At 49.0% G+C, this 25,589-nt stretch carries 24 protein-coding genes; 14 read left to right on the top strand and 10 right to left on the bottom strand.

Annotated features, from left to right (window positions below):
- Positions 1-6 precede the first annotated feature (6 nt).
- Positions 7-954, top strand: coding sequence for a phosphatase PAP2 family protein (locus B5F25_RS02920; RefSeq protein ID WP_087247455.1), 948 nt, complete (start codon positions 7-9; stop codon positions 952-954).
- 88 nt (positions 955-1,042) lie between these two features.
- On the opposite strand, the gene B5F25_RS02915 is transcribed toward B5F25_RS02920, so the two are convergent.
- The 5 genes from B5F25_RS02915 to B5F25_RS02895 form a co-directional block, all read right to left on the bottom strand.
- Complete coding sequence (locus B5F25_RS02915; protein WP_022039252.1) at positions 1,043-1,585, bottom strand: GNAT family N-acetyltransferase; 543 nt, start codon at positions 1,583-1,585, stop codon at positions 1,043-1,045.
- Positions 1,582-2,043, bottom strand: coding sequence for a hypothetical protein (locus B5F25_RS02910; RefSeq protein ID WP_022039251.1), 462 nt, complete (start codon positions 2,041-2,043; stop codon positions 1,582-1,584). Before B5F25_RS02910 ends, B5F25_RS02915 begins: the two co-directional genes overlap by 4 nt.
- Before the next feature lie 34 nt (positions 2,044-2,077).
- Positions 2,078-2,698, bottom strand: a complete 621-nt coding sequence (gene recR, locus B5F25_RS02905) for a recombination mediator RecR (RefSeq protein WP_013617063.1) — start codon at positions 2,696-2,698, stop codon at positions 2,078-2,080.
- 224 nt (positions 2,699-2,922) lie between these two features.
- Positions 2,923-3,633, bottom strand: a complete 711-nt coding sequence (locus B5F25_RS02900; protein WP_087247453.1) for a response regulator transcription factor — start codon at positions 3,631-3,633, stop codon at positions 2,923-2,925.
- A gap of 2 nt (positions 3,634-3,635) precedes the next feature.
- Positions 3,636-5,138, bottom strand: coding sequence for a HAMP domain-containing sensor histidine kinase (locus B5F25_RS02895; protein ID WP_087247451.1), 1,503 nt, complete (start codon positions 5,136-5,138; stop codon positions 3,636-3,638).
- A 347-nt stretch (positions 5,139-5,485) separates the two neighbouring features.
- On the opposite strand from B5F25_RS02895, the gene B5F25_RS02890 reads away from it, so the two are divergent.
- From B5F25_RS02890 to B5F25_RS02865, 6 genes are all read left to right on the top strand, one after another.
- Positions 5,486-7,567 carry a TonB-dependent receptor gene (locus B5F25_RS02890; RefSeq protein WP_087247492.1) on the top strand — a complete coding sequence of 694 codons (2,082 nt, stop codon included), beginning with the start codon at positions 5,486-5,488 and terminating at the stop codon, positions 7,565-7,567.
- Positions 7,568-7,652: 85 nt separating this feature from the next.
- A complete protein-coding gene (locus B5F25_RS02885) occupies positions 7,653-7,895 on the top strand; it encodes a hypothetical protein (protein ID WP_022038978.1) in 243 nt (80 codons plus the stop codon).
- Complete coding sequence (locus tag B5F25_RS02880) at positions 7,885-8,226, top strand: type II toxin-antitoxin system RelE/ParE family toxin (RefSeq protein WP_087247449.1); 342 nt, start codon at positions 7,885-7,887, stop codon at positions 8,224-8,226. Before B5F25_RS02885 ends, B5F25_RS02880 begins: the two co-directional genes overlap by 11 nt.
- A gap of 2 nt (positions 8,227-8,228) precedes the next feature.
- The gene (locus tag B5F25_RS02875) at positions 8,229-9,683 is read left to right on the top strand and encodes a sodium:solute symporter (RefSeq protein WP_162614348.1); all 1,455 of its coding nucleotides are present in this window, start codon (positions 8,229-8,231) and stop codon (positions 9,681-9,683) included.
- Between the two features lie 84 nt (positions 9,684-9,767).
- Positions 9,768-10,370, top strand: coding sequence for a tetratricopeptide repeat protein (locus B5F25_RS02870; RefSeq protein WP_087247445.1), 603 nt, complete (start codon positions 9,768-9,770; stop codon positions 10,368-10,370).
- Between the two features lie 94 nt (positions 10,371-10,464).
- A complete protein-coding gene (locus B5F25_RS02865; protein ID WP_162614347.1) occupies positions 10,465-10,662 on the top strand; it encodes a hypothetical protein in 198 nt (65 codons plus the stop codon).
- 38 nt (positions 10,663-10,700) lie between these two features.
- Here the strand turns inward: B5F25_RS02865 and B5F25_RS02860 are convergent, their stop codons facing one another.
- The 3 genes from B5F25_RS02860 to B5F25_RS02850 all read right to left on the bottom strand — a co-directional run bounded on the left by B5F25_RS02860 (position 10,701) and on the right by B5F25_RS02850 (position 14,967).
- Positions 10,701-12,005: a Na+/H+ antiporter NhaC family protein gene (locus B5F25_RS02860; protein WP_087247490.1), complete on the bottom strand. Its 1,305-nt coding sequence runs from the start codon at positions 12,003-12,005 to the stop codon at positions 10,701-10,703.
- Positions 12,006-12,287: 282 nt separating this feature from the next.
- Positions 12,288-13,778, bottom strand: coding sequence for an altronate dehydratase family protein (locus B5F25_RS02855; protein WP_087247441.1), 1,491 nt, complete (start codon positions 13,776-13,778; stop codon positions 12,288-12,290).
- Between the two features lie 106 nt (positions 13,779-13,884).
- Positions 13,885-14,967, bottom strand: a complete 1,083-nt coding sequence (locus tag B5F25_RS02850) for a LacI family DNA-binding transcriptional regulator (protein ID WP_022038973.1) — start codon at positions 14,965-14,967, stop codon at positions 13,885-13,887.
- A 208-nt stretch (positions 14,968-15,175) separates the two neighbouring features.
- On the opposite strand from B5F25_RS02850, the gene B5F25_RS02845 reads away from it, so the two are divergent.
- Together B5F25_RS02845 and B5F25_RS02840 are read left to right on the top strand one after the other, a co-directional pair.
- Positions 15,176-16,198 (top strand): sugar kinase, encoded by a 1,023-nt coding sequence (locus tag B5F25_RS02845; protein WP_022038972.1) that lies wholly within the window; start codon positions 15,176-15,178, stop codon positions 16,196-16,198.
- 101 nt (positions 16,199-16,299) lie between these two features.
- Complete coding sequence (locus tag B5F25_RS02840) at positions 16,300-16,968, top strand: bifunctional 4-hydroxy-2-oxoglutarate aldolase/2-dehydro-3-deoxy-phosphogluconate aldolase (protein WP_087211755.1); 669 nt, start codon at positions 16,300-16,302, stop codon at positions 16,966-16,968.
- A gap of 460 nt (positions 16,969-17,428) precedes the next feature.
- On the opposite strand, the gene B5F25_RS02835 is transcribed toward B5F25_RS02840, so the two are convergent.
- Both B5F25_RS02835 and B5F25_RS02830 read right to left on the bottom strand, forming a co-directional pair.
- On the bottom strand, positions 17,429-18,004 hold the full coding sequence (locus B5F25_RS02835) for a hypothetical protein (RefSeq protein ID WP_087247439.1): 576 nt from the start codon (positions 18,002-18,004) through the stop codon (positions 17,429-17,431).
- A gap of 461 nt (positions 18,005-18,465) precedes the next feature.
- Positions 18,466-19,374, bottom strand: coding sequence for an AEC family transporter (locus B5F25_RS02830; protein ID WP_087247437.1), 909 nt, complete (start codon positions 19,372-19,374; stop codon positions 18,466-18,468).
- A gap of 323 nt (positions 19,375-19,697) precedes the next feature.
- Here B5F25_RS02830 and ileS point away from each other — a divergent pair, with 323 nt between their 5' ends.
- The 5 genes from ileS to B5F25_RS02805 all read left to right on the top strand — a co-directional run bounded on the left by ileS (position 19,698) and on the right by B5F25_RS02805 (position 25,581).
- Positions 19,698-23,183, top strand: a complete 3,486-nt coding sequence (gene ileS, locus B5F25_RS02825) for an isoleucine--tRNA ligase (protein WP_087247488.1) — start codon at positions 19,698-19,700, stop codon at positions 23,181-23,183.
- A gap of 25 nt (positions 23,184-23,208) precedes the next feature.
- Complete coding sequence (locus B5F25_RS02820) at positions 23,209-23,589, top strand: TraR/DksA C4-type zinc finger protein (RefSeq protein ID WP_013619469.1); 381 nt, start codon at positions 23,209-23,211, stop codon at positions 23,587-23,589.
- Positions 23,590-23,714: 125 nt separating this feature from the next.
- On the top strand, positions 23,715-24,368 hold the full coding sequence (locus B5F25_RS02815) for a lipoprotein signal peptidase (protein WP_022038962.1): 654 nt from the start codon (positions 23,715-23,717) through the stop codon (positions 24,366-24,368).
- Complete coding sequence (locus tag B5F25_RS02810; RefSeq protein WP_022038961.1) at positions 24,365-25,249, top strand: DUF4296 domain-containing protein; 885 nt, start codon at positions 24,365-24,367, stop codon at positions 25,247-25,249. Before B5F25_RS02815 ends, B5F25_RS02810 begins: the two co-directional genes overlap by 4 nt.
- Positions 25,246-25,581, top strand: coding sequence for a hypothetical protein (locus tag B5F25_RS02805; RefSeq protein WP_022038960.1), 336 nt, complete (start codon positions 25,246-25,248; stop codon positions 25,579-25,581). Before B5F25_RS02810 ends, B5F25_RS02805 begins: the two co-directional genes overlap by 4 nt.
- Positions 25,582-25,589: the final 8 nt, after the last annotated feature.

Raw genomic sequence — 25,589 nt, 5'->3', positions numbered from 1 at the left:
TTTGATATGGATTTTAAGAGACAATTGAAGGCAGGTTTCCCTTCTGTCAGGGAAATCATTACGCTTGTGGCGGCACTTGCGGTGTGGATGGGTGTTACTGCTGTGTTTGTAGGGATACGTCCCGAACATTGGTTAATGACACTTTTGCTGGTAATTTTGTTTTTTTCCGGTTCTTTTACACGTAAGCTGGCAATTGCCTTATTGCCGTTTGTCGTTTTTGCCATATCGTATGACTGGATGCGTATCGTGCCTAACTATGAGGTTAATCCGATTGATGTGAAAGGATTGTACGAAGCCGAGAAGCATCTCTTCGGCATTGCTACTGCACAAGGGATACTGACACCTAATGAATTTTTTGCGGTTCACCATTGTGCGGTTATGGATTTTATGGCAGGAGTGTTTTATTTGTGCTGGGTGCCGGTGCCGGTCTTGTTCGGGCTGGGACTTTATTTTACGCGCCAGCGCCGGGTCTATCTTCATTTTGCACTGGTATTCCTCTTTGTCAATCTGTTGGGTTTTGTCGGTTATTATATTCATCCTGCAGCTCCACCCTGGTATGTCATGCATTATGGTTTCGAACCGGTTCTCAACACACCGGGCGATGTGGCTGGGTTGGGACGCTTTGATGAGATGACGGGACTTACGGTCTTTCATGGGTTGTACGGCCGTAATGCCAATGTCTTTGCTGCGGTACCTTCTTTGCATTCCGCCTATATGGTAGTTACCCTGTTTTATGCTTTCAGGGCGCATTGTGCCTGTTGGCTTCGGTTGACGTTTACCGTTATCATGTGCGGAATATGGTTTACGGCTGTCTATTCCGGACATCATTATCTGATAGATGTGATGTTAGGTATCTTGTGTGCACTTTTAGGGATTCTTCTTTTTGAGCAGGGTTTGACGCGTATACCAGCCTTCCGGAGGTTTGTCGGGAAATACGTGGGATATATTTCTTAAGAAGCTATTTTGAATTTATCGCCCAAAGCACACACGAAAACGGATACATCAAGCCAAGAAAAACTTTTGGAGAAATTCAAAACAGCTTCTAGAATGACTGGACTGATTGTGTCGCCAATTTTTGCATCAAATATACATCCCGATAGCCTTCCCCGGTATGAACCCAGTCTTTCAGGGTACCGGTGAGGCTGTAGCCCAGCTTTTTGAACAGGCGGAAACTGGCTGTATTGTCACTCCGGATGTAGGCATACAGCTGGTGAATGCCCAACAGCCCGAAACAATGTTGTTCCAGTAAGCAGAGTGCCTCAAAGGCAATGCCTTGGCGGCGGTAAGCAGGTTTTACAACAATGCCTGTCTCGGCGCGCCGGTGACGCGCGTCAAAGGCGAACACATCTATAATGCCTGCCACTTCTCCTGATGCATGTTCAATCATGAGGCGGAGTTGACCGTCGGCGAACAGGTCGTTTTGGTTTTCGGCGATGTATTTTTTCAACTGGTAACGCGAATAGGGACCTGTGGCAGGGCCGTTTTCCCAAAACGAGGCATCGTTTTCGAAAAACATCATTTCATCAATATCCTCAGGCTCTGGAGCGCGTAGGCTGATTTTACTGGAATGCAAGGACGGGTTCATTCGGACAGAGAGGTATCAGAGAGGTTTAATTCACTCAGCAGGCGTTCTTTGCCTGGAACGCAAAACAGTGAGGCTATTACGGTCATACCGGTGCAGAGCAATCCGGTGGTGTCCATCGTCCAATAGTAAGCAGACAGACTTGCAAGAGAGGCTACTGTGAGCAGGGCGATGCGTATTTCGCTCCACCGGCGGTAACTCTTTAGGGCATTCTTGAGAGGAAGGGCAGCGATGTGCCGTGTAAGTGACAGGTTGAAGAGGCGCAGCGACAGGGGGATGAGGCATATCGTGAGCAGGATGCTGGTTACCTGCATGATGTATTCCATTTGGGCATCGCCTGCAAAAAGCCCTTGAGGCAAGATGTCGCATTCATATAGCGCGGCGAGCAACACAGTCAGCACCCACATCAGGGCATATTCGGCTTTCAATATCCGTATCAGGCGTTTCAGTTCTTTTTCCATAAATCGTAAAATCGTAAATCGTTAAATCGTAAATTCAAATCGTGGTGCCCGTGAACACAATCCGGTTGGCGATGGATCGTCCTAGCGTGACCTCATCGGTATATTCCAGCTCGTCGCCGATGGAGATGCCCCGGGCGATGATGGTCAGTTTCACGTTGTAGGGTGCCAGTTTGCGGAAGATGTAAAAATTGGTTGTGTCGCCCTCCATGGTCGAGCTGAGCGCCAGGATGACTTCCGACACGGTGCCTGCCTTCACGCGTTCCACCAGGCTTTCTATCTGCAGGTCCGAGGGACCGATGCCGTCCATCGGCGAGATGACTCCGCCCAGCACGTGGTACAGTCCGCGGTATTGCTGGGTGTTTTCGATTGCCATTACGTCGCGGATGTTTTCTACCACGCAGATGGTCGAGGCATCGCGCGAGGGATTGGAGCAAATCTGGCAGACGTCCGTGTCCGAAATGTTGTGGCACACCTTGCAATACTTCACTTCATGTTTCAGGCGGATAAGCGCATTGCCGAATGATTCCACTGCCTGCGTGTCCTGCCGCAGCAGGTAGAGCACCAGTCTCATGGCGGTCTTTCGGCCGATGCCGGGCAGCTTGGCAAACTCGTCTACTGCCTTTTCGAGTAATGCGGACGGATATTGTTGGTTCATCGTTTCTAATTTCCTTATCTGTTTCTGGGGCGCAAATGTACGAAAAATCCGGCTTCTTTAAGCGATGCGGCAAGGAAAACTTTCAAACGCAGCCCTTGCGGCTTTTGTCAGGCTGAAACGATGGTTTTAATCGGTGAAAACTGCAGTTTCAACCTGTTGAAACTCCTGAAGCGGCTGGAAGTTTCGCGGGTGGCGATTGGTTGTCTGTGTGATTGTGGGCTTTTTCAGTTGATGATGAGTTTGTACCCGATGCCTCGGACATTTACGATGCGGATGCGCTCGTCGCGCGAGAGCTTGTGGCGGAGTTTGGTGATGAATACGTGCAGGCTGCGCTGGTTGAAGAACGTATCGTTGCCCCATAACTCAATCAGGATGTCTTGCATCAGGGTCACTTCGTTCCGGTTTTCACAGAGGCGGCGCAAGATTTCGCTTTCGCGGTAAGAAAGTTCGGTCTCGTTTCCGAGGTAGGAGAGGCGTTGGGTGATGGCGTTGAAGCGGTACCTGCCTATTTCGAATTCTGTTACGGACGTTTGCTTTTCCGGGGCGGAATAGTTGGAAGCCCGTCCCAAGAGGGCTTTGATGCGCACGATAAGTTCCTGCATCCCGAACGGTTTCTTCAGGTAATCGTTTCCCCCTAATTCGAAGCCCTCTACCACGTCGTTCGTGGCGGAACGGGCGGTAAGGAAGAGCACGGGGGTCTGCTTGTCCTTGCGCCGGATGCGGCGCACCATTTCAAATCCGTCCATGCGGGGCATCATCACGTCTGCCACTACCACGTCCGGCTTTTGGCCGAAGAACTTTTCGATTCCTTCTTCCCCGTTTTCCGCCAAACGGATAGCGAAGCCTTGCCCTTCCAGCGTGTCCTTGATGATAAGGGCGAGTGTCTCCTCGTCTTCCACCAGCAGTACATCGATTATTGCTTCTCTATTCTTCATTCTTAATTCTTCATTCTTAATTTAATCGTGAATTCGCTTCCTCGTCCCGGTTCGCTTTTCACTTCCACCGTTCCGCCGTGTTTTTCGGTCATGGTCTTCACGTAATACAGCCCGAGCCCGTAGCCCTTTACGTCGTGCAGGTTTCCGGTAGGCACACGGTAGAATTTGTCGAACACGTGGCGTTGCTTGTCGTGTGGGATGCCGATGCCTTGGTCGCGGACGGAGAGGATGAACCAACCGTTTTCGGTGCGGCATCTTATTTCGACCCGTGCCTCGCTGGGCGAATATTTAATGGCATTGTCGATGAGGTTGCTCACGATGTTGCCGAAATGGGTGCGGTCGGCACATACGGCGAGTCCTTCCGGCTCGATGCGGAGGGTGATGCCGACGGGTTTGTCTGCCTTCAACTTGTGCTGCTCGATGAGGGGCGTGATGACTTCTTCGGGCGGGAAGGTCTCTACGTGCAGGCGGAAGGTCTTCCGGCGTTCCATCGACATGCCGAGTATCTGCTCTACCAGCCCGCTTAGTCTCCAGAGCTGTTCCTGGCAGATGCGCAGGTAGCGTTCCCGCTTAGCCGGGTCGGTTCCGGTTCCGAAATTGAGCAGGGCATCGCTGGCGGCGTATGCCACGGCGATGGGGGTCTTCAGTTCGTGGGTGATGTTGTTGGTGAAGTCGCTTGTCATTTCTTCCAGCGTCTTTTGGCGCAGGAGGGTGCGGATGAGAAACCCGAACGACAGTCCCAGAATGGCCAGTATCAATGCCGAGGCAGTCAGGATACCTGTCATTTGGGCGAGCACGAGGCTTTCGGTCGGCTCCAGGATGAGGAGGTAGTTCCAATGCCCGTGCATGTCGTAGCTGTAACTGTAGGTGACGGCTTGCGGGGAAGGGCGGTAGCCGGCGGTGCCTTCTACGGCAAGTGTGTCGGTGAACGTATAGCTCGAATCAACGCTGCTTCCCCGGTGCAGGTACATCAGCCGGTAGGGCGCATCGATGCCAATGCGGTGAAGCTCCCTTCTCAGCAGGCTGTCGAAAACGGCGAAATCAGGCTCGTTCAATAGGTCCATGCCTGCGTGCAGCCCTTGCTGGAAGTTGGAGGCAAGCTCGGCGGTCGAGTTCTTCTTTTCGAAAAGGATGGAAGCCATATTGGCTTGCAGGGCGGCTTGTGGGGTACGGGTGGTATCGGAGGCGTCGCGTTCCCAGATGGAGATGCGGGTGCTGTCGCCCTGCTTGACGCTCCGGATGGTATGCGTCTTCGTAAACGCCCGCTCGTTGTCGTATCCGGTCGAGACGGTCACTTCGGTCTGTACCGACGGGTCGTTCTGCAGCCGCCTGACGCGCACAATCATTTCGTTGTAATCGCTCATGCGCATGGCTTCGCGGATGTTCCTTTCCATTTGGCTGCGCTGGGTGCGGTAAAGGTTCGTCAGCCAATAGGTCTGGTAGGCGAATACGCCCGTCAGTGAGAGGATGACCAGCAGGGCGATGTATTTCAGGGGCAGTTTCATGCGTCAGTCTTTTTTTGATTCGTTTTTTTCCCTTGCGATTGCGTGCTGCAACGTGCAGGAAACTTTCGCAGGGTTGCAATTTCTCGCTGCATGCTGCAGGAAGCTTTCGCAGGGCAAAGATACACCTTTTTATATAATGGGAGAGGAAACGGTAAGACTAAATAACACTTTCGGTAACACTCGGTAAGCCGGAGGATAGGGCAGATTCCGTTTCGAATGCCGAACTTTGCCGCATCAGATTATAAGTAGATACGAAAAATGGAATGGAACGCAGAGACGCAGAATCGCAGAGTTTATTTCCTCCGTGTTTTTGCGCCTCTGCGTTCAATATAAAAAACGGAAAAACGATGAGACAACTGATTTTGATTGCAGGGCTGGCGGCTTTCGTAGCAAAGCTTCCGGCGCAAGAGCGGGCAGACAGCCTGCTGACGGGAGACGTGCAGGCGGACAGCCTCTTTCAGGCGTTGCCCGAAGTCATGGTGGAGGGCGAGCGTCCCGTAGTGAAGGCGTTGCCCGGACGGTTGGAATACGACCTGCCGCGGATGATAGCACAGAAACCGATAGACAATGTATATGATGCCTTGAAGGAACTTCCGGGCGTGGTGGAGATGAACGGCGGACTGACGTTGGGGGCACGGGGCGTCACTGTCATCTTGGACGGAAAGGTGACGAATATGAGTGTCGAGCAGCTTTATTCCTTATTGAAGTCGATGCCTGCCAGCCGCATCGAGCGGGTGGAAGTGATGTACAATGCTCCGGCACGCTATCAGGTGCGGGGCGCGCTGATAAACGTCCGCCTGCGCCACCGCATCGGCGACCCCGGTTCGGTGCAGGGCGAAGCGTTTGCCAAGTACGACCAGCAGCACGAGGCTTCGTTCGAGGAGCGTGCCTCCTTATTATATAATGGAGGGAAACTCTCGATGGATTTCCTTTACTCGCATACGCACGGCAAGAGTTACAACACGACCGACAAAGAAGCCCGCCATTGGCAAGAGGCGGAGGACGAAACCTATCTCGTCCGCAATCACGAGACGGGACGCGGACGGAACCATACGCATACGTTCCGCCTCGGCGCCGATTACCGCTTTGCCGAGAACCATACGTTGGGCTTTGTTTACAACGGGAGTTACGACACGAGCCATTATAACCAATACACCACGGGCACGCAGACGGCGACGACCTTGGGCAATCAGGAATCGTGGCTTCATAACGGGCGGCTGGACTATCAGGCTCCGTTCGGGCTGAAGGCGGGCACGGAGTTTACGTGGTATCATGCGCCGGGCAGCCAACGCCTCGCCAGCGAAATGGACGGGACGGGTATGGACTTTTATACCGAAGACGCGCAGCGCATCAATGCCTGGAAGTTTTATCTCGGGCAAGAGCATCAGCTGAAGCACGGCTGGGGGCTGAACTACGGGGCGGTTTATACGACGAGTGTGGATAATTCGTACCAGCGGTATTCGGGGGATGAAGGATTGCCTTCGGACATGGCTTCACGGCGAAGGGAACAGACGCTGAATGTATATGCGGGCTTCAGCAAGTCGTTCGGCGAAGACTTGTCGGTAGACTTCTCACTGGCAGCCGAGCATTATCAGACTCCGGTGTGGAACGAATGGGACTGGTATCCGAATCTGACGGCTACGTATAAACCTTCTACCAGCCATCTTGTGCAGCTTTCTTTCAGCAGCGGCAAGCGTTATCCCGATTATTGGGCGGTGCAGGACGCGGTGTCTTATCTGGGCGGAGGTTATTCGGAAGTGCAGGGCAATCCGTTGCTGAAGCCTTCGAAAGATTACGATGTGAGGTTGGTGTATGTCTTGAAATCGAAGTATATCTTTTCTGCCTGGTTCAGCCATACGGAAGATTATGCCACGCAGACGCTTTACCAGTCGCCCGAACGCTTGGTGGAGATTTACCGTTATCTGAATTTTGATTTCCAGCGTCAGGCGGGCATTCAGGCTTCCCTTCCGTTCAAGATAAAGAAATGGCTCGATTCGCGCCTCACGCTGATAGGCGTATGGATGCGCGAGAAAGACAACGATTTCTACGACATGCCTTTCGACCGCCGCATCTGCTATGGCATGGCGGTATGGAACAATACGGTTATGCTTTCCACCCGTCCGGACTTGCGTCTGACGCTGAACGGGTTTGTGCGCAGCAAAGCGCATCAGGGCACGTATGATTTGCCAGCCAGCGGCAATGTGGACATCGCGTTGCGTTATGCTTTCGCCGGCAAGAACTGCATCCTGTCGGCTTGGTGCAAGGACATCTTCGAGACCGCAGGCATCGACCCGTATATCCGTCTTGCCCGCCAGTGGGTGACGAACGATTATTCGTGCTACCGTTCCGTAGGCTTGTCGTTTACGTGGAAGTTCGGCGGCTATCAGGAGAAGCGTCGGGAAGCAGTGGATACGTCCCGTTTCAAATAGTGTCTTTTTCGTGCGTTTGCAGCGGAGTTTGAAGATATTTTGCTATCTTTGCCTTGTCACTTAATCATATAAGGAGGAATACGCTATGAGAGTATCAGCATCGATGGAAAGTCTTTGGCAATATATCCAGTCGCTTTCGCTTAGCGAGCGGAACCGTATATGGCTTGCCGACAAATTGCTGGAAGGCACCCGCAAGGAGGAAGAGGAAACCGAGTATATCAGCAAGGAGGAAATCCTTGCCGGGATTGACGCGGGGCTGAAAGATATGAAGGCTGGACGAACACGGCCTGCCGAAGAATTATTAGAGGAGCTTCGGAATGGACTATAAGATAAAAACGGCAAAATCTTTTGATAAGGAAATTAAAAGATTAGGTAAACGTTATGCGTCCATTGCTGACGATTATGCGAAACTGCTTCTTGAGATTTCAGCCAATCCGCACCTCGGTACCGACTTGGGCGGCGGATTGCGCAAGATTCGCATGGCTATCACCTCGAAAGGGAAAGGCAAGAGCGGCGGCGCGCGGGTTATTACCTTTACGGTAGTGGTAGCGGTGGAAGAGAGCGAAATCAACTTGCTTTACATTTACAATAAGGCGGAGCGTTCTTCTATCAGCAAGAAAGAAATCGAAGAACTGCTTCGGTTAAATAGATTGAAATGACAATGAACGGCATATTCATCCTTGTTACCATAGCGGTTTATTTCGGCATCCTTTTGCTGGTGGCGCATATCACGTCGGTTCGCAGCAGCGACAACGATGCTTTTTTCCGGGGCAACCGCCAGTCACCGTGGTACATTGTGTCGTTCGGTATGATAGGGGCTTCGCTTTCGGGCGTGACGTTTGTTTCGGTGCCCGGCATGGTGCGGAGCATTGATATGACGTATATGCAGACCTGTCTGGGCTTTTTTGTCGGTTATCTGCTGATAGCCCATGTGCTGCTTCCGCTTTATTACCGGCTGAACCTGATTTCCATTTATACTTATTTGAAAGAACGTTTCGGTGTCTGTTCTTATAAGACGGGCGCTTCTTTTTTTCTGGTCTCTAAATTGCTGGGAGCGTCCGCGCGTCTGTACTTGGTCTGTCTGATTTTGCAGCATTATGTGTTCGAAGCATACGGTGTCCCTTTTTTGCTGACTGCCATCGGTACGGTAGTCCTCATCTGGCTATACACGCATAAGAGCGGGATACGTACCATTGTCTGGACCGATAGCCTGCAGACCTTCTGCCTGCTGGCGGCTTTAGTCCTTATTATATACAAGGTAGTGGCGATGCTCGGTGGCGACTGGCCATCGGTTGCCGGTGCTGTGGCGGATAATGCGCACAGCCGTATCTTTGTGCTCGACGACTGGCATTCGAAGCAAAACTTTTTCAAGCAGTTCTTCAGCGGCATTTTCATTACCATCGTTATGACAGGGCTGGATCAGGATATGATGCAGAAGAACCTTTCGTGCCGCAACCTGAAGGAGGCGCAGAAGAATATGTATTGTTACGGTTTCTCGTTTTTGCCGGTCAATTTCCTGTTTCTGGTGTTGGGGATATTGTTGTTGCTGGCTTCTTCCCGGTTGGGGGTAGACTTGCCAGCCAAGGGGGATGATATTCTTCCGATGTTTGCCGCCGAGGGATATTTAGGTCCGGTGGTGCTGGTGCTCTTTACCATCGGCATAATCGCTGCGGCTTTTTCCAGTGCCGATTCGGCATTGGCGGCATTGACCACCAGTTTCTGTATTGACATTCTGGAGGTAGGACAGTTTTCGGAGGGTAAGGCACAACGCATCCGCCGGTGTGTACATATAGGTATTTCTGTTGTTTTTATCGGCTGTATGTTGGTGTTCAAGGCGGTAGGCAGTCAGAGTATTATCGATACGATTTATGTACTGGCAGCCTATACGTACGGGCCGCTGTTGGGCATGTTTGCTTTCGGAATGTTTACCCGCAGGTTGCCTCGCGACCGGTTTGTTCCTTATGTGGCGTTGCTCTCTCCGCTGGTGTGTTATGCCACCGACCGCCTGTGTTTTTACCTGGCAGGATATGCTTTCGGTTATGAAATGTTGATGTTCAACGGGCTGCTGACCTTCTTAGGTTTGTGGTCATTGAGCAGGAAAGTGTTAAAAAGCTGATGCAGAACATAAAAAAAGGTATTTGTTGTTCGGAGAAAAGCTTGTAATTTCGCAGCCAACAATCAAAAACAACCTAATGGTATCATGAAGACACTGATTATAACATTGATTTGCGGGCTGCTGGCGGTAAATTCCCTTTTTGCAAAAGGTTTCGAGCGTCCGGTTACGGCCGATTATCAAAAAGGAGTAGAGGCTTTGAACGAAGGTAATATCGAACAGGCTTATACTTATCTGACTAACGAACTGAACGCCAATCCGGAGAATGGCTATGCCCATTGCTATATGGCTTTGGTCTGTAATTTTTGCGGAGATGCCAAGTTGGCTTTCCATGCAGTAAACGAAAGCTTACGCTTTATACCCGAAGCGGATACCGAGTATCGTGCGTTTGCGTATTATACGCGAGGCATGCTGCTGATGAATGCCAAGGCATACGCCGAAGCGGAAGACGATTTGGATGAGGCTATCCGCCTGACTCCTTCGGATGTGGAAAACTATAAGGCACGTGCAGAAGTTTATATGAACAACGGCAAGTATGAAGAGTCATTGGCCGATTTGCAGATGGCGATGAAATTGGACAGCCATGCCGATGTATATGATTTGATGATGCAGTTGCTTCAGGCAAATCCCGACCCGGTTTTCTTCGATGAGGTGACCAGTGCATTCAGCAATGCCACGGCAGCGCGTTGACGCTTTTTCACCACAGATTACACAGATTAATCAATTTACGATTTGATAATTTACTATTTTTGATATTAAGAAGCTGTTTTGAATTTATCGTGCGATGATTTGGGATGAGTTTTTGAGGCATTTTCGCTTTTGTGATGAGGAAGATAGCGGGCTATCTGACGAAGAACAGGAGCGGAAAGGACCAAAAAATCGCCCAAAGCACACACGAAAACGGATACATCAAGCCAAGAAAAACTTTTTGGAGAAATTCAAAACAGCTTCTAAAATCGTACTTCGTAAATCGAAAAATTGAATATCCGTGTAATCTGTGGTGCTTTTTATAATATTTCATCAGGAGTACCGTCGCGGGAAACGGAATGCGATGCTTAGGATGGCGAATATTCCTAATGCCATCGGATAATAAAGGTAGGGAATAATGTCGAGTGGAGACAATTGGGTCAGTCCGGCTGCAATCAGCAGCTGTGCTCCATAGGGGATAATGCCCTGTATTACGCACGAGAATGTGTCGAGTATGCTGGCACTTTTCCGCTTGTCTACCCGGTATTCTTCCGCTATGCGGCTGGCGAGTGGACCCACTGTGATGATGGCAATCGTATTGTTGGCGGTACAGAAATTGGCAAGGCTGACGAGGGCGGCAATGCTGAATTCGGCTCCCCGTTTGTTGTTGATGCGTTCGGTCAGCCGGTGCAGGATATAGTCGATGCCTCCATTGAACCGGATGAGTTCCAGCATACCACCTGCCATCAGCGTGATGATAATCAGTTCCCCCATTCCCAGTACACCTTCTCCCATTGCGCCAAACCATCCGAAAAGGTCGAATGTGCCGTATCCCCATCCGATGATGCCGGTCGACAGCAAGCCTAAGATCAATACCAGTGTGACATTCATTCCGGCGATGGAAGTTCCCAGCACGATAAGGTAGGGGATGATTTTCACCCATTCGATGGGAGAGATGTCGGGATGGGCTTCGGTTTGCATTCCGTATACAATGTAGTATATCAATACCAGCAGGGCTGCCGGGAGAGCAATCAGAAAATTGACACGGAACTTGTCTCGCATCACGCAGCCTTGGGTGCGTGTCGCGGCAATGGTGGTATCGGAAATAAAAGAAAGATTGTCACCAAAGAAAGCCCCTCCAACGACGATTGCCGTCATAAACGCCATGCTGATGTCGGTCTTGGCGGCAATGCCTGCAGCTACCGGAGCAAGGGCGACAATGGTGCCTACCGAGGTGCCGATGGAGAGCGAGATAAAGCACGAGGCGAGAAATACGCCGGCAAGCAACAGGTTTTCCGGAAGGAGCCAGAGGGTAAGATTGACGGTAGCATCAATGGCCCCCATGGCTTTTGCCGACTGGGCAAAGGCTCCGGCAAGGATAAATATCCAAATCATCAGCATGATGTTGGTATTGGCGGCTCCCGAAGAGTATTGCAGGATGCGGTCGTTCAGCGAAAGCCCTTTGGTTGTGGCGACGGCATAAACCGAAGCTACCAGGAACGCCACGGTTATGGGAACTTTGTAAAAGTCGTTGACGATGATGGAGGTTATCAGGTACAGGCACAGAAAAACGACGAGCGGCATCAGTGCCCATCCGTTCGGCTTGTTTACAATGGGAGTCAGTTTGTTATAGTCCATGAGTCGAAAAATCTGTAAAATGAAAGCTGGTGCAAAGATAATATTTTTATATGAATGTCCGCATTTCACCAATAAGGAGTTATTTCAGGGAGTTAAAGGGAGTTAGAAGCCAATACTTTTACTAATGGAAACCATAGCAGGACTATTGGCGTTTAACTCCTGTGAGCGAAGCGGGCATAACTCCTTTTCATCCATTGGGATGTTTGCGGATATTCAAAACAAATAACGGAGCAATGCTTCTGCACCCTCCGTTATTTGTTTCATTGCTTTATTTTTCATTCCTTATAGCGTAACTCCAGTCTTGAAGATGGCTATTTCGCGGTAGTTTTTCTTTTCATTGTTTACCCATTCTCCGCTTGCCACTTGGATGACATAGTCGGTAAAACGGCGGCAAGTTACTTCCATCGGTTCGTTTTCTACGATTACTCCAGCATTAAAGTCAATCCATCCGGGCTTGTGGGCAGCAAGGCGGGAATTGGTGGATATTTTCATTGTGGGGACGTAAGTGCCGAAAGGTGTACCGCGTCCAGTAGTAAAGAGTACGAGGTGGCAGCCGCATGAAGCCAGAGCTGTAGCTGCTACTAAGTCGTTGCCTGGTGCCGACAGTAGGCTTAAGCCTTTCGTCTGCAAGCGTTCGCCGTAAGGCAATACCCCCGACACATAACTCTTTCCGCACTTTTGTGTGCATCCCAAAGCTTTTTCTTCCAGAGTGGAAATGCCTCCAGCCTTGTTTCCTGGAGATGGATTTTCGCCTACAGGTTCGCCGTGTGACAAAAAGTATTCTTTGAAGTCATTTATCAGGTGTACGGTCTGTTCGAACAGTTCCGGAGTTTTACAGCGGTTCATCAGGATGGTTTCGGCACCGAACATTTCCGGTACTTCGGTCAGGACAGAAGTGCCGCCTTGTGCGATGAGGTAGTCAGAGAACATGCCCAGCAGCGGATTGGCTGTAATGCCCGAGAATCCGTCCGAGCCTCCACATTTTAGTCCTACGCGCAGTTCCGAGAGTGGGACATCGGTGCGGATATCCTGCTTGCATTTGGCATACAGGTCCCGCAGAATCTTCATGCCTTCTTCCAGTTCGTCGTCCACTTTCTGTGCTACCATAAATTTGATGCGCTCTTCATCATACGTACCGATAAATTCACGGAAGATGTCCGGCTGGTTGTTTTCACATCCCAGTCCTACTACCAGTACGGCTCCGGCATTGGGGTGAAGCACCATGTCGCGCAAGATTTTCTTGGTGTTTTCGTGGTCATCTCCCAGTTGCGAGCAGCCATAGTTGTGGGGGAAAGCTACGATGGCATCAATGCCTTCCTCGTTTGTTTCCCGGCGCAAGGTTTCGGCAAGTTGGTTTACGATGCCGTTCACGCAGCCCACGGTCGGAATAATCCATATCTCGTTGCGGATGCCCACGTCACCGTTTTTACGCCGGTAACCTTTGAATGTACGGTTTTCGTAGGGGATGTCTAGCGCTACTTCGGCCGGCTGGTACGTGTATTCCAGCAATCCGGCAAGGTTGGTCTTGATTTCCTTTTCCGAAATCCAGCTTCCTTGCGGTACGTGCTTTGTGGCGTGTCCGATGGGATATCCGTATTTGATGATGTTGTCGCCTTCATTAAAGTCCGTCAGTGTCACCTTGTGTCCGGCGGGAATGTCTGTTTTCAGCACGATGTCCTGACCGTCTACGGTAATGGTTTCGCCTGATTTCAACGGGGTGATTGCAACGGCTACATTGTCGGCAGGGTTGATTTTCAAATAAGTTGTTTCCATAAATAATTGGGTTTTTGTTTTTTTGAGTTTTTAAGTTTTTGGGTTTTTGAGTTTGTGGGTTTCTGTTATGAAGAACGTAAGAAGTCACAGGCTCAAGAACTAAAGGTTAGTTATGATTGTTCCGGTGCATGTCCAGATAGAAGTCGATGTTTTCTATCGAAAGGAAATTGATGGGCATATAGTTGCATTCTTTGATAGTTTTCTTCAGGATTAAATGGTCGCACAGGCTTGCAATGCTGTTATAGCCTTGAAGTGAGGGTTGCTGGGCGATAATAAAGTCGATACTGCCTTTTCTCAGGCAGTTGACATTACGCTCCAACAGGTCATATCCCATCAGGTGAAAGTTTTTCCGGTGCTGCTTTTCCATGTATTCGCCAATGATATATGCTTTCGAGTTGAATGTAATGCCATAGGACAGTTCCGGATGTTCCCGGAAGAAATCATTCAGCAACGTTTCATCCTCGCCCGGTCGTTTGGCATACAGGTTCAGTTCCAGCATTGTCAGGTTGGGATGATGTTCTTTCATATAGCTGTAAAATCCTTCTTCGCGATGCAGCTGCTGGTTCGAACCCAGCCTGCCTTCGTTTATCTGGCGGAATATTACCAGTTCGGTTTGGTCTTGCATCAGCATTTTCATGATGCGTGCGGCAAAGTATCCGCTTTGTTTGGCATGTTGCCCGTAAAAGGCAAGCGGTTTGAGGCTTGGGATGTTCGAGTCTATAAATATATAAGGTATAGAACGTGCCTGCAGCTCGCCGGCAAATCCGGTAGTTTCCGATTCGATGGTAGGAGAGATGACCAGTCCGTCGGGAGCCTCTTCCAGCAGTTTTTCTCCTGCCCGCCTGAAGTCGCCTGGCATATATTGGTCGTAATATCCGCTTACCAGTGATATATTGAAATCCGAGAATGCCTTGATAGCACGTTTCATCCCGTTTTCTACATACGTCCAGTATTCTCCTGCTGAATGTTGGGGCAGCAGGCAGGCAAAGACGTATTTCTTGTTCGATGCCAGTGCGCTGGCATACATATTCGGCTGGTAGTCTAGTTGTTTCAGGATATTTTCTACTTTTTTCCGGCTGGCTTCAGATACTCCGCTGCGTCCGTGAAGCACACGGTCGACCGTGCCTACTGATACCCCTGCCAGATGGGCTATGTCTTTGATTCGGATTCGTTCTGCTTGTTTGTCCATGTCTCTATACCTTAATAAAATGTGTTTTAAAAGATGGTTTAAAATGTGTGTGTTGAAAAAATATCGATACAAATATATTACTTTTTTTGGTATTTAAAAAATAAATCGTACCTTTGTGTGCGTACACAGAGTGGATAAATGTTTTCCTTTATGGAAAGTATGGAATTTAATCAAACAAGAAGTATAAACGATATAAAAATTATTAGCAATGGGAAAAATTGTTACTTTAGGCGAGATTATGTTGCGGCTGTCTACGCCGGGCAATACGCGGTTCGTACAGTCGGATAGTTTCGATGTAGTGTATGGTGGCGGCGAAGCGAATGTAGCTGTCAGCTGTGCCAATTATGGACATGATGCTTATTTTGTAACCAAATTGCCGAAGCATGAAATCGGACAATGTGCCCTCAACGCTTTGCGCAAATATGGTGTCAAGACCGATTATATTGCCCGTGGCGGTGACCGTCTGGGTATTTATTATCTTGAAACAGGTGCTTCTATGCGCCCGAGTAAAGTGATTTACGACCGTGCACACTCAGCTATCGCTGAAGCTGATCCTTCTGACTTCGACTTTGATGCTATCATGGAAGGTGCTGACTGGTTCCATTGGTCGGGTATCACGCCGGCTATTTCCGATAAAGCTGCAGAACTGACCAAATTGGCTTGCGAGGCTGCCAAGCGTCACGGAGTAACGGTATCTGTAGACTTGAACTTCCGTAAGAAATTGTGGACCAAGGAAAAAGCCCAGTCTATCATGCGCCCGTTGATGCAATACGTGGATGTTTGCATCGGAAACGAAGAAGATGCGGAACTCTGCCTGGGATTCAAGCCCGATGCTGATGTAGAAGGCGGAAAGACCGATGCGGAAGGTTACAAAGGCATTTTCACTGCCATGGCGAAAGAATTCGGATTCAAGTATGTTATCTCTACGTTGCGTGAATCGTTCTCGGCTACTCACAATGGCTGGAAAGCAATGATTTATAACGGCGAAGAGTTCTATACATCGAAGCGTTACGACATCAACCCCATTATCGACCGTGTAGGTGGCGGCGACTCGTTCTCAGGCGGTATCATCCACGGTCTGCTGACGAAGCCGAATCAAGGCGAAGCATTGGAATTTGCCGTAGCTGCTTCTGCATTGAAACATACCATCAACGGTGACTTCAACCTTGTTTCGGTAGAAGAGGTAGAAGCACTGGCTGGCGGTGATGCAAGCGGTCGCGTACAACGCTAAATCTTTTTATTCACCACAGATTACACAGATAGGTTCATTTGATTTTAAAATAATCTGTGTAATCTGTGGTGAGAAATTTCATAAACTTAAAACTTTAAATTGTGGCAAAATTTGATAAGATAGCTGTGTTGAACAAAATCGGTTCAACCGGAATGGTGCCTGTGTTCTACCATAAAGACGCAGAAGTGGCAAAGAAAGTGGTTAAGGCTTGCTATGATGGCGGCGTGCGTGCTTTCGAGTTTACAAACCGTGGTGACTTCGCTCACGAGGTATTTGCCGAAGTAGTGAAGTTCGCCGCTAAGGAATGTCCTGAAATGGCGATGGGCGTAGGCTCTGTAGTAGACCCTGCTACGGCTGCACTCTATATCCAGTTGGGAGCCAACTTCGTGGTAGGTCCGTTGTTCAATCCCGAAATCGCTAAGGTATGCAACCGCCGTTTGGTAGCTTACACTCCGGGATGCGGAAGCGTGTCCGAAGTAGGCTTTGCACAAGAAGTAGGCTGCGACCTGTGTAAGATATTCCCGGGTGATGTATTAGGTCCGAAATTGGTAAAAGGCATGTTGGCACCGATGCCGTGGTCGAAACTGATGGTGACTGGCGGTGTAGAGCCTACCCAGGAAAACCTGACTTCATGGATCAAGGCTGGCGTGTTCTGCGTAGGCATGGGTTCGAAGCTCTTCCCGAAGGATAAGGTAGCGGCAGAAGACTGGGCTTACATTACCGATAAGTGTAAGGAAGCGTTAGGCTATATTGCCGAAGCGCGCAAATAAAGGAACGAAAGTTCATTTTGTTTAAAGGTGTATAAAGCGAGAGGCGTCGCAGGCATGCGGAAGCATGTTTTGCGACGCTTTCTTTTTGTGCAAAGCATATTCGGAAGGATGCCATTGCCTTTGCGGAAGCCTCCTATTGTTGTTTCGGGCATCTCCCTTTTACGTTCTCCAATTGGAAACCGTACGGTTTTCAATTGGAGAACATACGGTTTTGATATCAAAAACGTACGGTTTCCAATTGGAGAACGTAAAAAGGAGACATCTGAAAACCGATTGTCTTCCTTTCGAAAATAAATTGTTAAATGAATGTCCTCATTTTGCCAAATTGCTTGTAGGGGCGTATCGCATACGCCCGAAAGCGTCCACGTGGGTAAGTTGGTGCATCCGGGCGTATGCGATACGCCCCTACATTGGCTATTTGCGTTATACCCAGTGCGGTAAAAAAATGTGCAGAAGCAGCTTATATCTGCATGGTAATATATTCATAAAGTGACATTTGTGCGGGCAGGTCGATGTTCAGCCGCGAGCGCAGGCGCAAGGTTTTGGTGCGTACCGAAGAAGTGTTGATGCCAAGCAGCAATGCCTCGTCGTTGGTGTCGAACCCGAATAGGTAGAGGCAGCAGTATGCCCATTCCGATTCGTTCAGGTCGGGACAGCGGTTGATGACGTAACGGCGCAGGCTGGGATATACCTTTTGCGCTTGTTGCTTGATTTGCTCCCATAGCTCTTCGCTAATGAGCGTCTGGGTGTTTTGCGGCTTCTTCTGCTTTGCCAGCTGGTGCAGTTTCTTGTATACAGGCGAGCTTTCCAGCATGTTTTCCCGCAGGGTGCGATAGCGTGCGGTCAGTGTTTCCATTTCTTCGCGCATCCGCTCCAGTGCCTTTTCCTCTTCTTCCGAATGTTTCAGCAGGGCGTTTTTCCGCTCCATCTCGATGGACAGTTCCAGCAGGCGGTTGCGTGTATCGCGCAGGTCGGCTTGTTGCAGCAGGAGTCTCTTTTCCGTCCGCTTGCGGTAGCCGAAGTAAATCCAAAGCACGATTAAGACTACTATCAGGCATACGGCGCAAGCCAGCAGATAGCCTGTTTGCCTGAGCCGAAGCTCGGCATTCTCGGTTTTCAGTTTTTGGTGCTTGTAGCGGTTTTCTATTTCGAGTATTTTCGATTCGTTGGAAGCAATAGATAAGGAATCATTGATTTCTGTGTATCTGTATTGATAGAAGCCAATAAGGTGTATGCGCTGTCCGGTTGTGCTTGCATCAGGCTTTCCACCTTATTTAATAGAGTAGGGCTTGCCGGATGGTTATTGCATCCACCTAAAATGGTTGCAATAATCAAGACAAAAAATGGGTTAATAAAAATAGTTAATGAATGTCCGCATTTTACCCAATTTGCTTGTAGGGGCGTATCGCATACGCCCCGAAGACATCCACGTGGATAAGTAGATGCATTCGGGCGTATGCGATACGCCCCTACATGGGATGTTTGTGGATATTCATTTTATAAAAACATCGTTAGCAAAGGAATGCTAATCACCGAAAGCAAGGTGGTGATAAACGTGCCTTCCGCCATGATGACTTCCCCTTTCCCATACTGGATGCAGAACAGAGTGCCGTAGGAAGCTACGGGCATTGCTGCCAATACCACGTTGATGTTGGCGATGGTTTCCTCTACCCGGCACAGGCGCGAGAGGTATAATATCAGGAGGGGAACCAGCATCAGGCGGAGGGCAGACATGAGGTAGATAGCCGTATTGCTGAACATGCGCCAGATAGGGACCTGGGCAATGGAAGAGCCTACGATGAGCAGGGCGGCGGGCACGGTGATGTTGCCCAAGAGGACGAAAGGCGTGCTGAGCACTTTGGGAGGTATCCAGCCGGTCACTACAATCAGAATGGAAAGGTAAGAAGCTATCATCGCCGGACAATAGAGTGTGCGCCAATCGAAGCGTACCTTGCCTTCTCCTCCCGAAACGAAGAGGGTGCCGAACACGAATATCAGCAAGGTGCTGGGGAAATTGAGGATGCAGGCATAAAACACTGCGTTTGCTCCGAAAATGGAAGCCACAATGGGATAGCCGATAAAGCCTACATTGCCGAAAGCCAGCATAAAACTATAGATACCCCGGTCGGCAGCCTTTACGGGCAGGAGCCGTGGAAGCAGGAAAGCTCCGCCGATAAGAACGATATAGGTAGCGAATCCCACGACGAGCAGAGGCAGGATAAAACCTTTATCGGGAAGCGTGTCGCCCATTACGGAAGACAGAATCAGGCTGGGGCAGGTTACGTTAATCACTAAAACAGATAGTTTGCGGTCGAAATCCGCGTCCATCATTTTCTTTTTGCTCAGGAAGTAGCCGATGATTACGATGATGAACAGAATAACCATCTGCGTCACAATAGCGTTCATAAGTCTTTGTTTATTGTCGTTGCAAAGATAGAAAAGAGTTTTGATAGTGTGAAACTCTTCACCTTATTTTCTCCGATAAGTTTGTTGGGCAGGGTATGAACTAATGTATGATGGAACGGCTTAGAATCTTCCTATACGTTTCGCACCGTTTCCGTAGAGACGATGTGCACATCGTCTTTACCATGTGCCGAAACAAATTAACGCTTGTTTATGTGAATATTAGCTGAAAAGTTTTCCGGATATTCTTTTTTCTTATAAATTTGCAGCCTAAATTCGGGAAGGGTATTTCCGAAGAAAAAACGAAAAAGATAAATGCATTCTATATGAGTAAGAAATTTACTGAATATTCACAACTGAACCTTTCTGACATCAACAAGGAAGTGCTGAAGAAATGGGACGAGAACGATGTGTTCTCCCGCAGTATGACGGAACGTGAAGGGCATCCTTCTTTTGTGTTTTACGAAGGACCTCCCTCGGCAAACGGTATGCCGGGCATCCACCACGTGATGGCGCGTACCATTAAGGATACTTTCTGCCGTTACAAGACGATGAAAGGCTTTCAGGTGAAGCGCAAAGCAGGCTGGGATACGCACGGGCTTCCGGTGGAACTGGGTGTAGAGAAAGCGTTGGGCATTACGAAGGAAGACATAGGCAAGACCATATCAGTGGCTGAATACAATCAGCATTGCCGCACGGACGTGATGAAGTTCACCAAGGAATGGACCGACTTGACCCATAAGATGGGCTATTGGGTAGACTTGGATAATCCGTATATTACGTATGACAACCGCTACATCGAAACCTTGTGGTGGCTTTTGCAACAACTTTATAAGAAAGGCTTGCTGTATAAGGGATATACCATCCAGCCTTATTCTCCCGCGGCAGGCACGGGACTTAGCTCGCACGAACTGAACCAGCCGGGATGTTACCGGGACGTAAAAGACCTTACTGTAGTAGGCCAGTTCAAGATAAAGAACCCGAAACCCGAAATGGCGGAGTGGGGAACTCCTTATTTCCTGGCATGGACCACTACACCGTGGACATTGCCTTCGAATACCGCGCTCTGCGTTGGTCCGAAGATAGACTATGTAGCCGTGCAGACTTACAATCCTTATACCGGCGAGAAGATAACGGTGGTCCTGGCAAAGGCTTTGCTTTACACACACTTCAACAAGAAGGCGGAAGGCATGGCGCTGGAAGACTACAAGCCGGGCGACAAGCTGGTGCCGTTTAAGGTAGTGGGCGAATACAAGGGTCCCGACTTGGTAGGCATGGAATACGAGCAGCTTTTCCCGTGGGTGAAGCCGGTAGAGCTGGACGAAGACGGAAACTGGCATGACGCTTCTGCAAAAGCTTTCCGTGTCATTGCGGGTGACTATGTGACCGTAGAAGACGGTACGGGTATCGTACATATCGCTCCTACGTTCGGTGCTGACGATGCTTTCGTGGCAAAAGCCGCAGGCATCCCTTCGCTCTTTATGATTAACAAGAAAGGCGAGACACGCCCCATGGTGGACCTGACCGGTAAGTTCTACCTGCTGGACGAGCTGGACGAGAAGTTCGTAGCCGAATGTGTAGACGTGGATACCTATAAAGAGTATCAGGGCAGATGGGTGAAGAACGCTTACGACCCACAGTTCACCGTTGATGGCAAGTATGATGAGAAGGCGGCGCAAGCGGCTGAATCGCTCGATGTATATATCTGCATGAAGATGAAGCAGGCAAACCAGGCGTTCAAGATGGAAAAGCACGTACACAACTATCCACACTGCTGGCGTACCGACAAGCCGGTGCTTTACTATCCGCTGGACAGCTGGTTTATCCGCTCTACGGCTTGCAAGGACCGGATGATTGAACTGAACAAGACCATCAACTGGAAACCGGAATCGACCGGTTCGGGACGCTTCGGCAAGTGGCTGGAGAACCTGAACGACTGGAATCTGAGCCGTTCGCGCTATTGGGGGACTCCGCTTCCTATCTGGCGTGACGAAGACGGTGCCGAAATCTGCATCGGTTCGGTAGAAGAACTGTATAATGAAATCGAGAAAGCGGTTGAGGCTGGTTTCATGGCGGAGAATCCGTACAAGAAACTGGGCTTCGTGCCGGGCAAATATACGAAAGAGAATTACGACAAGATAGACTTGCACCGTCCGTATGTGGACGATATCATCTTGGTTTCGCCTGCGGGCAAACCGATGAAGCGCGAGGCGGACCTGATAGACGTATGGTTTGATTCGGGTTCGATGCCTTACGCGCAATTGCACTATCCGTTCGAGAACAAGGAACTGGTGGATAGCCGCTCGTATTATCCGGCAGATTTCATCGCCGAAGGTGTAGACCAGACCCGCGGATGGTTCTTTACCCTCCATGCGATAGCTACGATGGTATTCGATAGCGTGGCTTACAAGAATGTCATTTCCAACGGATTGGTGTTGGATAAGAACGGAAACAAGATGTCGAAACGTTTGGGCAATGCGGTAGACCCGTTCAGTACCATCGAGAAGTTCGGTTCCGACCCCTTGCGCTGGTACATGATTACGAACTCGGCTCCGTGGGATAACCTGAAGTTTGATACGGACGGAGTAGATGAAGTGCGCCGCAAGTTCTTCGGCACTTTATATAATACGTATTCGTTCTTTGCTCTTTATGCCAATGTAGACGGCTTTACCTATGCCGAGAAAGAAGTGCCGGTATCAGAACGTCCGGAAATCGACCGCTGGATTCTGTCTTTGCTCAATTCGTTGATAAAAGATGTAGATGCTTGCTTCAATGATTACGAGCCTACAAAGGCAGGACGCTTGATAACGGATTTCGTAAACGATAACCTGAGCAACTGGTATGTACGCCTGAACCGGAAACGTTTCTGGGGAAGCGCGATGTCGCAAGACAAATTGTCGGCTTACCAGACCTTATACACTTGTCTGGAAACGGTGGCGAAACTGATGGCTCCGATTGCACCGTTCTATGCCGACCGCCTGTATATGGACCTGATAAAGGTGACGGAGCGTGACCATGTGGTATCGGTACACTTGGCAAACTTCCCCGTAGCGGATGAAAGCCTGATAGACAAGGAACTGGAAGCGCGTATGCAGATGGCGCAGGATGTGACTTCGATGGTACTGGCTTTGCGCCGCAAGGTGAATATCAAGGTGCGCCAGCCGCTTCAATGCATCATGGTTCCCGTAGTGGATGAGGAACAGAAACGTCACATCGAGGCAGTGAAGGATTTGATTTTAAGTGAGGTGAATGTGAAAGAGCTTCAGTTTGTAGAAGAAGCCGGTGTGCTGGTGAAGAAGGTGAAATGTGACTTCAAGAAGCTGGGGCCGAAGTTCGGTAAGCAGATGAAAGCCGTAGCGGCAGCTGTGGCAGAATTGTCGCAGGAAGCCATTGCCGAACTGGAACGGAACGGCAAATACAATCTTCAGCTGGCAGACGGCGAGGCACTCATCGAAGCCACTGATGTGGAAATCTACAGCGAAGATATCCCCGGCTGGCTGGTTGCTAACGAAGGCAAGCTGACGGTAGCACTTGAGGTGACCATCACTGAATCCTTGCGCCGTGAAGGTATAGCACGTGAACTGGTGAACCGCATTCAGAATATCCGTAAGAACAGTGGTTTTGAGATAACCGACAAGATTCATTTGGTATTGTCAAAAAATCCGAATACAGATGATGCGGTAAAAGAATATAATACGTATATTTGCAACCAAGTGCTGGCAAACTCATTGGAACTGTCTGATGAGGTGCCGGGTGGTGTTGAACTGAACTTTGATGATTTCACGTTGTATGTGAAAGTGTCGAAACTCTAATTATTAACTTTAAAATTATTATTTTATGGCTGAAAAGACAAGATATTCTGACGCAGAACTCGAAGAATTCCGCGCTATTATCATGGAGAAACTTCAGCTCGCCGAGCGCGACTATGAAAAATTGAAAAGCAGTATCATGAATACGGACGGCAACGATACGGATGATACTTCCCCTACTTATAAAGTATTGGAGGAAGGTGCCAACACGTTGTCGAAAGAAGAGACAACCCGCCTGGCAGCCCGTCAGCTGAAGTTCATCCAGAACTTGCGTGCCGCATTGGTGCGTATTGAGAACAAGACGTACGGCATTTGCCGCGAGACGGGGAAACTGATTCCGAAAGAAAGGTTGCGTGCCGTGCCTCATGCCACGCTGAGCATTGAGGCAAAGCAGCACGGAGTAAAATAAATGATTGAGTCGGCAAGGTATCGGTTGACAAGGTGACAGGGCTGTAAGATAGAAAGATAAAATGTCCGAAAGAACCTTGTCAACTTGTCAACTCGTTGGCTTGTCACCTATAATAAAGTGGATAGATGAAGAAGATTCTGACGCAAGGGCGTCTGGCGGCTTTGATAGTTTTCGTGGTATTGGTAATAGACCAGGTAATCAAGATTTGTGTGAAGACAGGAATGTACTTACACGAAAGCATTCATATTACAGATTGGTTTTATCTTGTTTTTGTGGAAAATAAAGGAATGGCTTTTGGAATGGAAATCCTTCCGAAGCTACTTCTTACGATGTTCCGTATTGTGGCAGTCATATTCATTACGTGGTATTTGTATAAGGCTACGCATCGGGCAGAAAAGTTGAAAACAGGGTATATCGTTTGTTTGGCTTGTATGCTGGCTGGAGCCATAGGCAACATCATTGATTGTGTGTGCTATGGTGAAATTTTCAGCGAGAGTACTTCTTATACACTGGCCCATTGGGTGCCGGTAGGTGAAGGATATGGCTCTTGGCTGCATGGCAAGGTGGTGGATATGTTCTATTTCCCTATTATTGATACTTATTGGCCCGACTGGATGCCTTTCTGTGGCGGTGACCGCTTTATTTTCTTCAGTCCCATTTTTAATTTTGCAGACGCTTCAATCAGTTGTGGAGTGATTGCTGCATTTTTGTTTTATAGTCGGACATTGGGACAAGAGTTTCAGAAAATGGAGAATACCAAGGAAGAAAAACAATCATGAGAACAACGACTGGATTGTATGTAGTATTGGCTTTAGGCTTGCTGGCAAGTTGCGGGAAGAAGATTCCCGATGACATTATCCAGCCGGATGCCATGGAGAGCCTGCTGTATGATTATCATCTGGCTTCTACCATGAGCACCTCGTTGCCGTATGCCGAATCGTACAAGAAAGACGCTTATTTGGATTATGTTTTCCAAAAGCATCAGGTGACCGAGGCCGAGTTTGACTCGTCGATGGTATGGTATACCCGTCATGCAGAGGAACTGGCAACAATTTACCGCAGCTTGCAGGAACGGTTGGAGAAAGAGGAAAAGCAGATGAAGGAAGTAGTGGCAAAGCGGGACAATCAGATTGATGTCTCGATGTCGGGCGATACGGTAGATGTATGGCAAGACCGTCCGTTGTATTGGCTCTCTGCTTCTCCGTTGACCAACAAGGTGGTTTTTGATTTGAAGACGGATACGACATTTAAGCCTTATGATGCCATGGAGCTGAAGGCTGATTTCCACTTTATCCCTTCTTCGGCGAAACAATCGGGCAAGGCTGTCATGGCACTTAATTTTTATTTCGATAACGACAGTGTGCAAGGCTTGACCCGCATGGTTACACATTCGGGGATGCAGCGTTTGTATCTGCGTCCCGATTCGGCTTTTGCCATTCAAAGCATCAGTGGTTTTGTTTATTTTATGGATGAAGAGTCTACGGGAACATCGTTATTGGTAAATGATATCCATTTGACCCGTTATCACGTAAAAGAGAAAGAAGCTGTTTCTGTGCCGGATACTGTTGCAGTCAGAGATACATCAAGGCTGGAGCGGAAAGAAAGAGTGGTAGGCCGTAGTCAAATACAACCTGTCAGGAAAATAGAGAACAGAAAATGAGACGTGTGGCTACGCACCGTGTTTACCAAGTGAATACAGGGGATTGGTTGTCTTTTCCGGTGCTTGAATTGGATGAAGCTGGGAATGTTGTCCGGATATATCCGTTGGCAGAGGAAATCAGTCATACAGAATGGTTGCCTGGCATGATTTTCGTGTCTCCTTTTTTTATAGAAAGAAAAGGTAGCGAGCCGTTTTCTGTTTTTTTTCATCGGCTGAATCAGGAAGTGGCATGCTTGCCTGTCAGTTCTTTGTCTTGCCGTGCCTATTGGCTTACTTCTTTCAATCTTTCTGCATTAGAATTTACTTCGGAAAGCCGTATCATTGCATTATAGTTGTCTGT

The organism is Bacteroides sp. An19, assembly GCF_002160215.1.
Taxonomy (GTDB): Bacteria; Bacteroidota; Bacteroidia; order Bacteroidales; family Bacteroidaceae; genus Phocaeicola; species Phocaeicola intestinalis.
This window is presented reverse-complemented; position numbering and strand designations above follow the sequence as displayed.

Excerpts from the sequence above, each read along its gene's own strand:
- B5F25_RS02920 (WP_087247455.1), top strand. The coding sequence starts at position 7 with ATGGATTTTAAGAGACAATTGAAGGCAGGTTTCCCTTCTGTCAGGGAA.
- B5F25_RS02915 (WP_022039252.1), bottom strand. The coding sequence starts at position 1,585 with ATGAACCCGTCCTTGCATTCCAGTAAAATCAGCCTACGCGCTCCAGAG.
- B5F25_RS02910 (WP_022039251.1), bottom strand. The coding sequence starts at position 2,043 with ATGGAAAAAGAACTGAAACGCCTGATACGGATATTGAAAGCCGAATAT.
- recR (WP_013617063.1), bottom strand. The coding sequence starts at position 2,698 with ATGAACCAACAATATCCGTCCGCATTACTCGAAAAGGCAGTAGACGAG.
- B5F25_RS02900 (WP_087247453.1), bottom strand. The coding sequence starts at position 3,633 with ATGAAGAATAGAGAAGCAATAATCGATGTACTGCTGGTGGAAGACGAG.
- B5F25_RS02895 (WP_087247451.1), bottom strand. The coding sequence starts at position 5,138 with ATGAAACTGCCCCTGAAATACATCGCCCTGCTGGTCATCCTCTCACTG.
- B5F25_RS02890 (WP_087247492.1), top strand. The coding sequence starts at position 5,486 with ATGAGACAACTGATTTTGATTGCAGGGCTGGCGGCTTTCGTAGCAAAG.
- B5F25_RS02885 (WP_022038978.1), top strand. The coding sequence starts at position 7,653 with ATGAGAGTATCAGCATCGATGGAAAGTCTTTGGCAATATATCCAGTCG.
- B5F25_RS02880 (WP_087247449.1), top strand. The coding sequence starts at position 7,885 with ATGGACTATAAGATAAAAACGGCAAAATCTTTTGATAAGGAAATTAAA.
- B5F25_RS02875 (WP_162614348.1), top strand. The coding sequence starts at position 8,229 with ATGAACGGCATATTCATCCTTGTTACCATAGCGGTTTATTTCGGCATC.
- B5F25_RS02870 (WP_087247445.1), top strand. The coding sequence starts at position 9,768 with ATGAAGACACTGATTATAACATTGATTTGCGGGCTGCTGGCGGTAAAT.
- B5F25_RS02865 (WP_162614347.1), top strand. The coding sequence starts at position 10,465 with ATGATTTGGGATGAGTTTTTGAGGCATTTTCGCTTTTGTGATGAGGAA.
- B5F25_RS02860 (WP_087247490.1), bottom strand. The coding sequence starts at position 12,005 with ATGGACTATAACAAACTGACTCCCATTGTAAACAAGCCGAACGGATGG.
- B5F25_RS02855 (WP_087247441.1), bottom strand. The coding sequence starts at position 13,778 with ATGGAAACAACTTATTTGAAAATCAACCCTGCCGACAATGTAGCCGTT.
- B5F25_RS02850 (WP_022038973.1), bottom strand. The coding sequence starts at position 14,967 with ATGGACAAACAAGCAGAACGAATCCGAATCAAAGACATAGCCCATCTG.
- B5F25_RS02845 (WP_022038972.1), top strand. The coding sequence starts at position 15,176 with ATGGGAAAAATTGTTACTTTAGGCGAGATTATGTTGCGGCTGTCTACG.
- B5F25_RS02830 (WP_087247437.1), bottom strand. The coding sequence starts at position 19,374 with ATGAACGCTATTGTGACGCAGATGGTTATTCTGTTCATCATCGTAATC.
- ileS (WP_087247488.1), top strand. The coding sequence starts at position 19,698 with ATGAGTAAGAAATTTACTGAATATTCACAACTGAACCTTTCTGACATC.
- B5F25_RS02820 (WP_013619469.1), top strand. The coding sequence starts at position 23,209 with ATGGCTGAAAAGACAAGATATTCTGACGCAGAACTCGAAGAATTCCGC.
- B5F25_RS02815 (WP_022038962.1), top strand. The coding sequence starts at position 23,715 with ATGAAGAAGATTCTGACGCAAGGGCGTCTGGCGGCTTTGATAGTTTTC.
- B5F25_RS02810 (WP_022038961.1), top strand. The coding sequence starts at position 24,365 with ATGAGAACAACGACTGGATTGTATGTAGTATTGGCTTTAGGCTTGCTG.
- B5F25_RS02805 (WP_022038960.1), top strand. The coding sequence starts at position 25,246 with ATGAGACGTGTGGCTACGCACCGTGTTTACCAAGTGAATACAGGGGAT.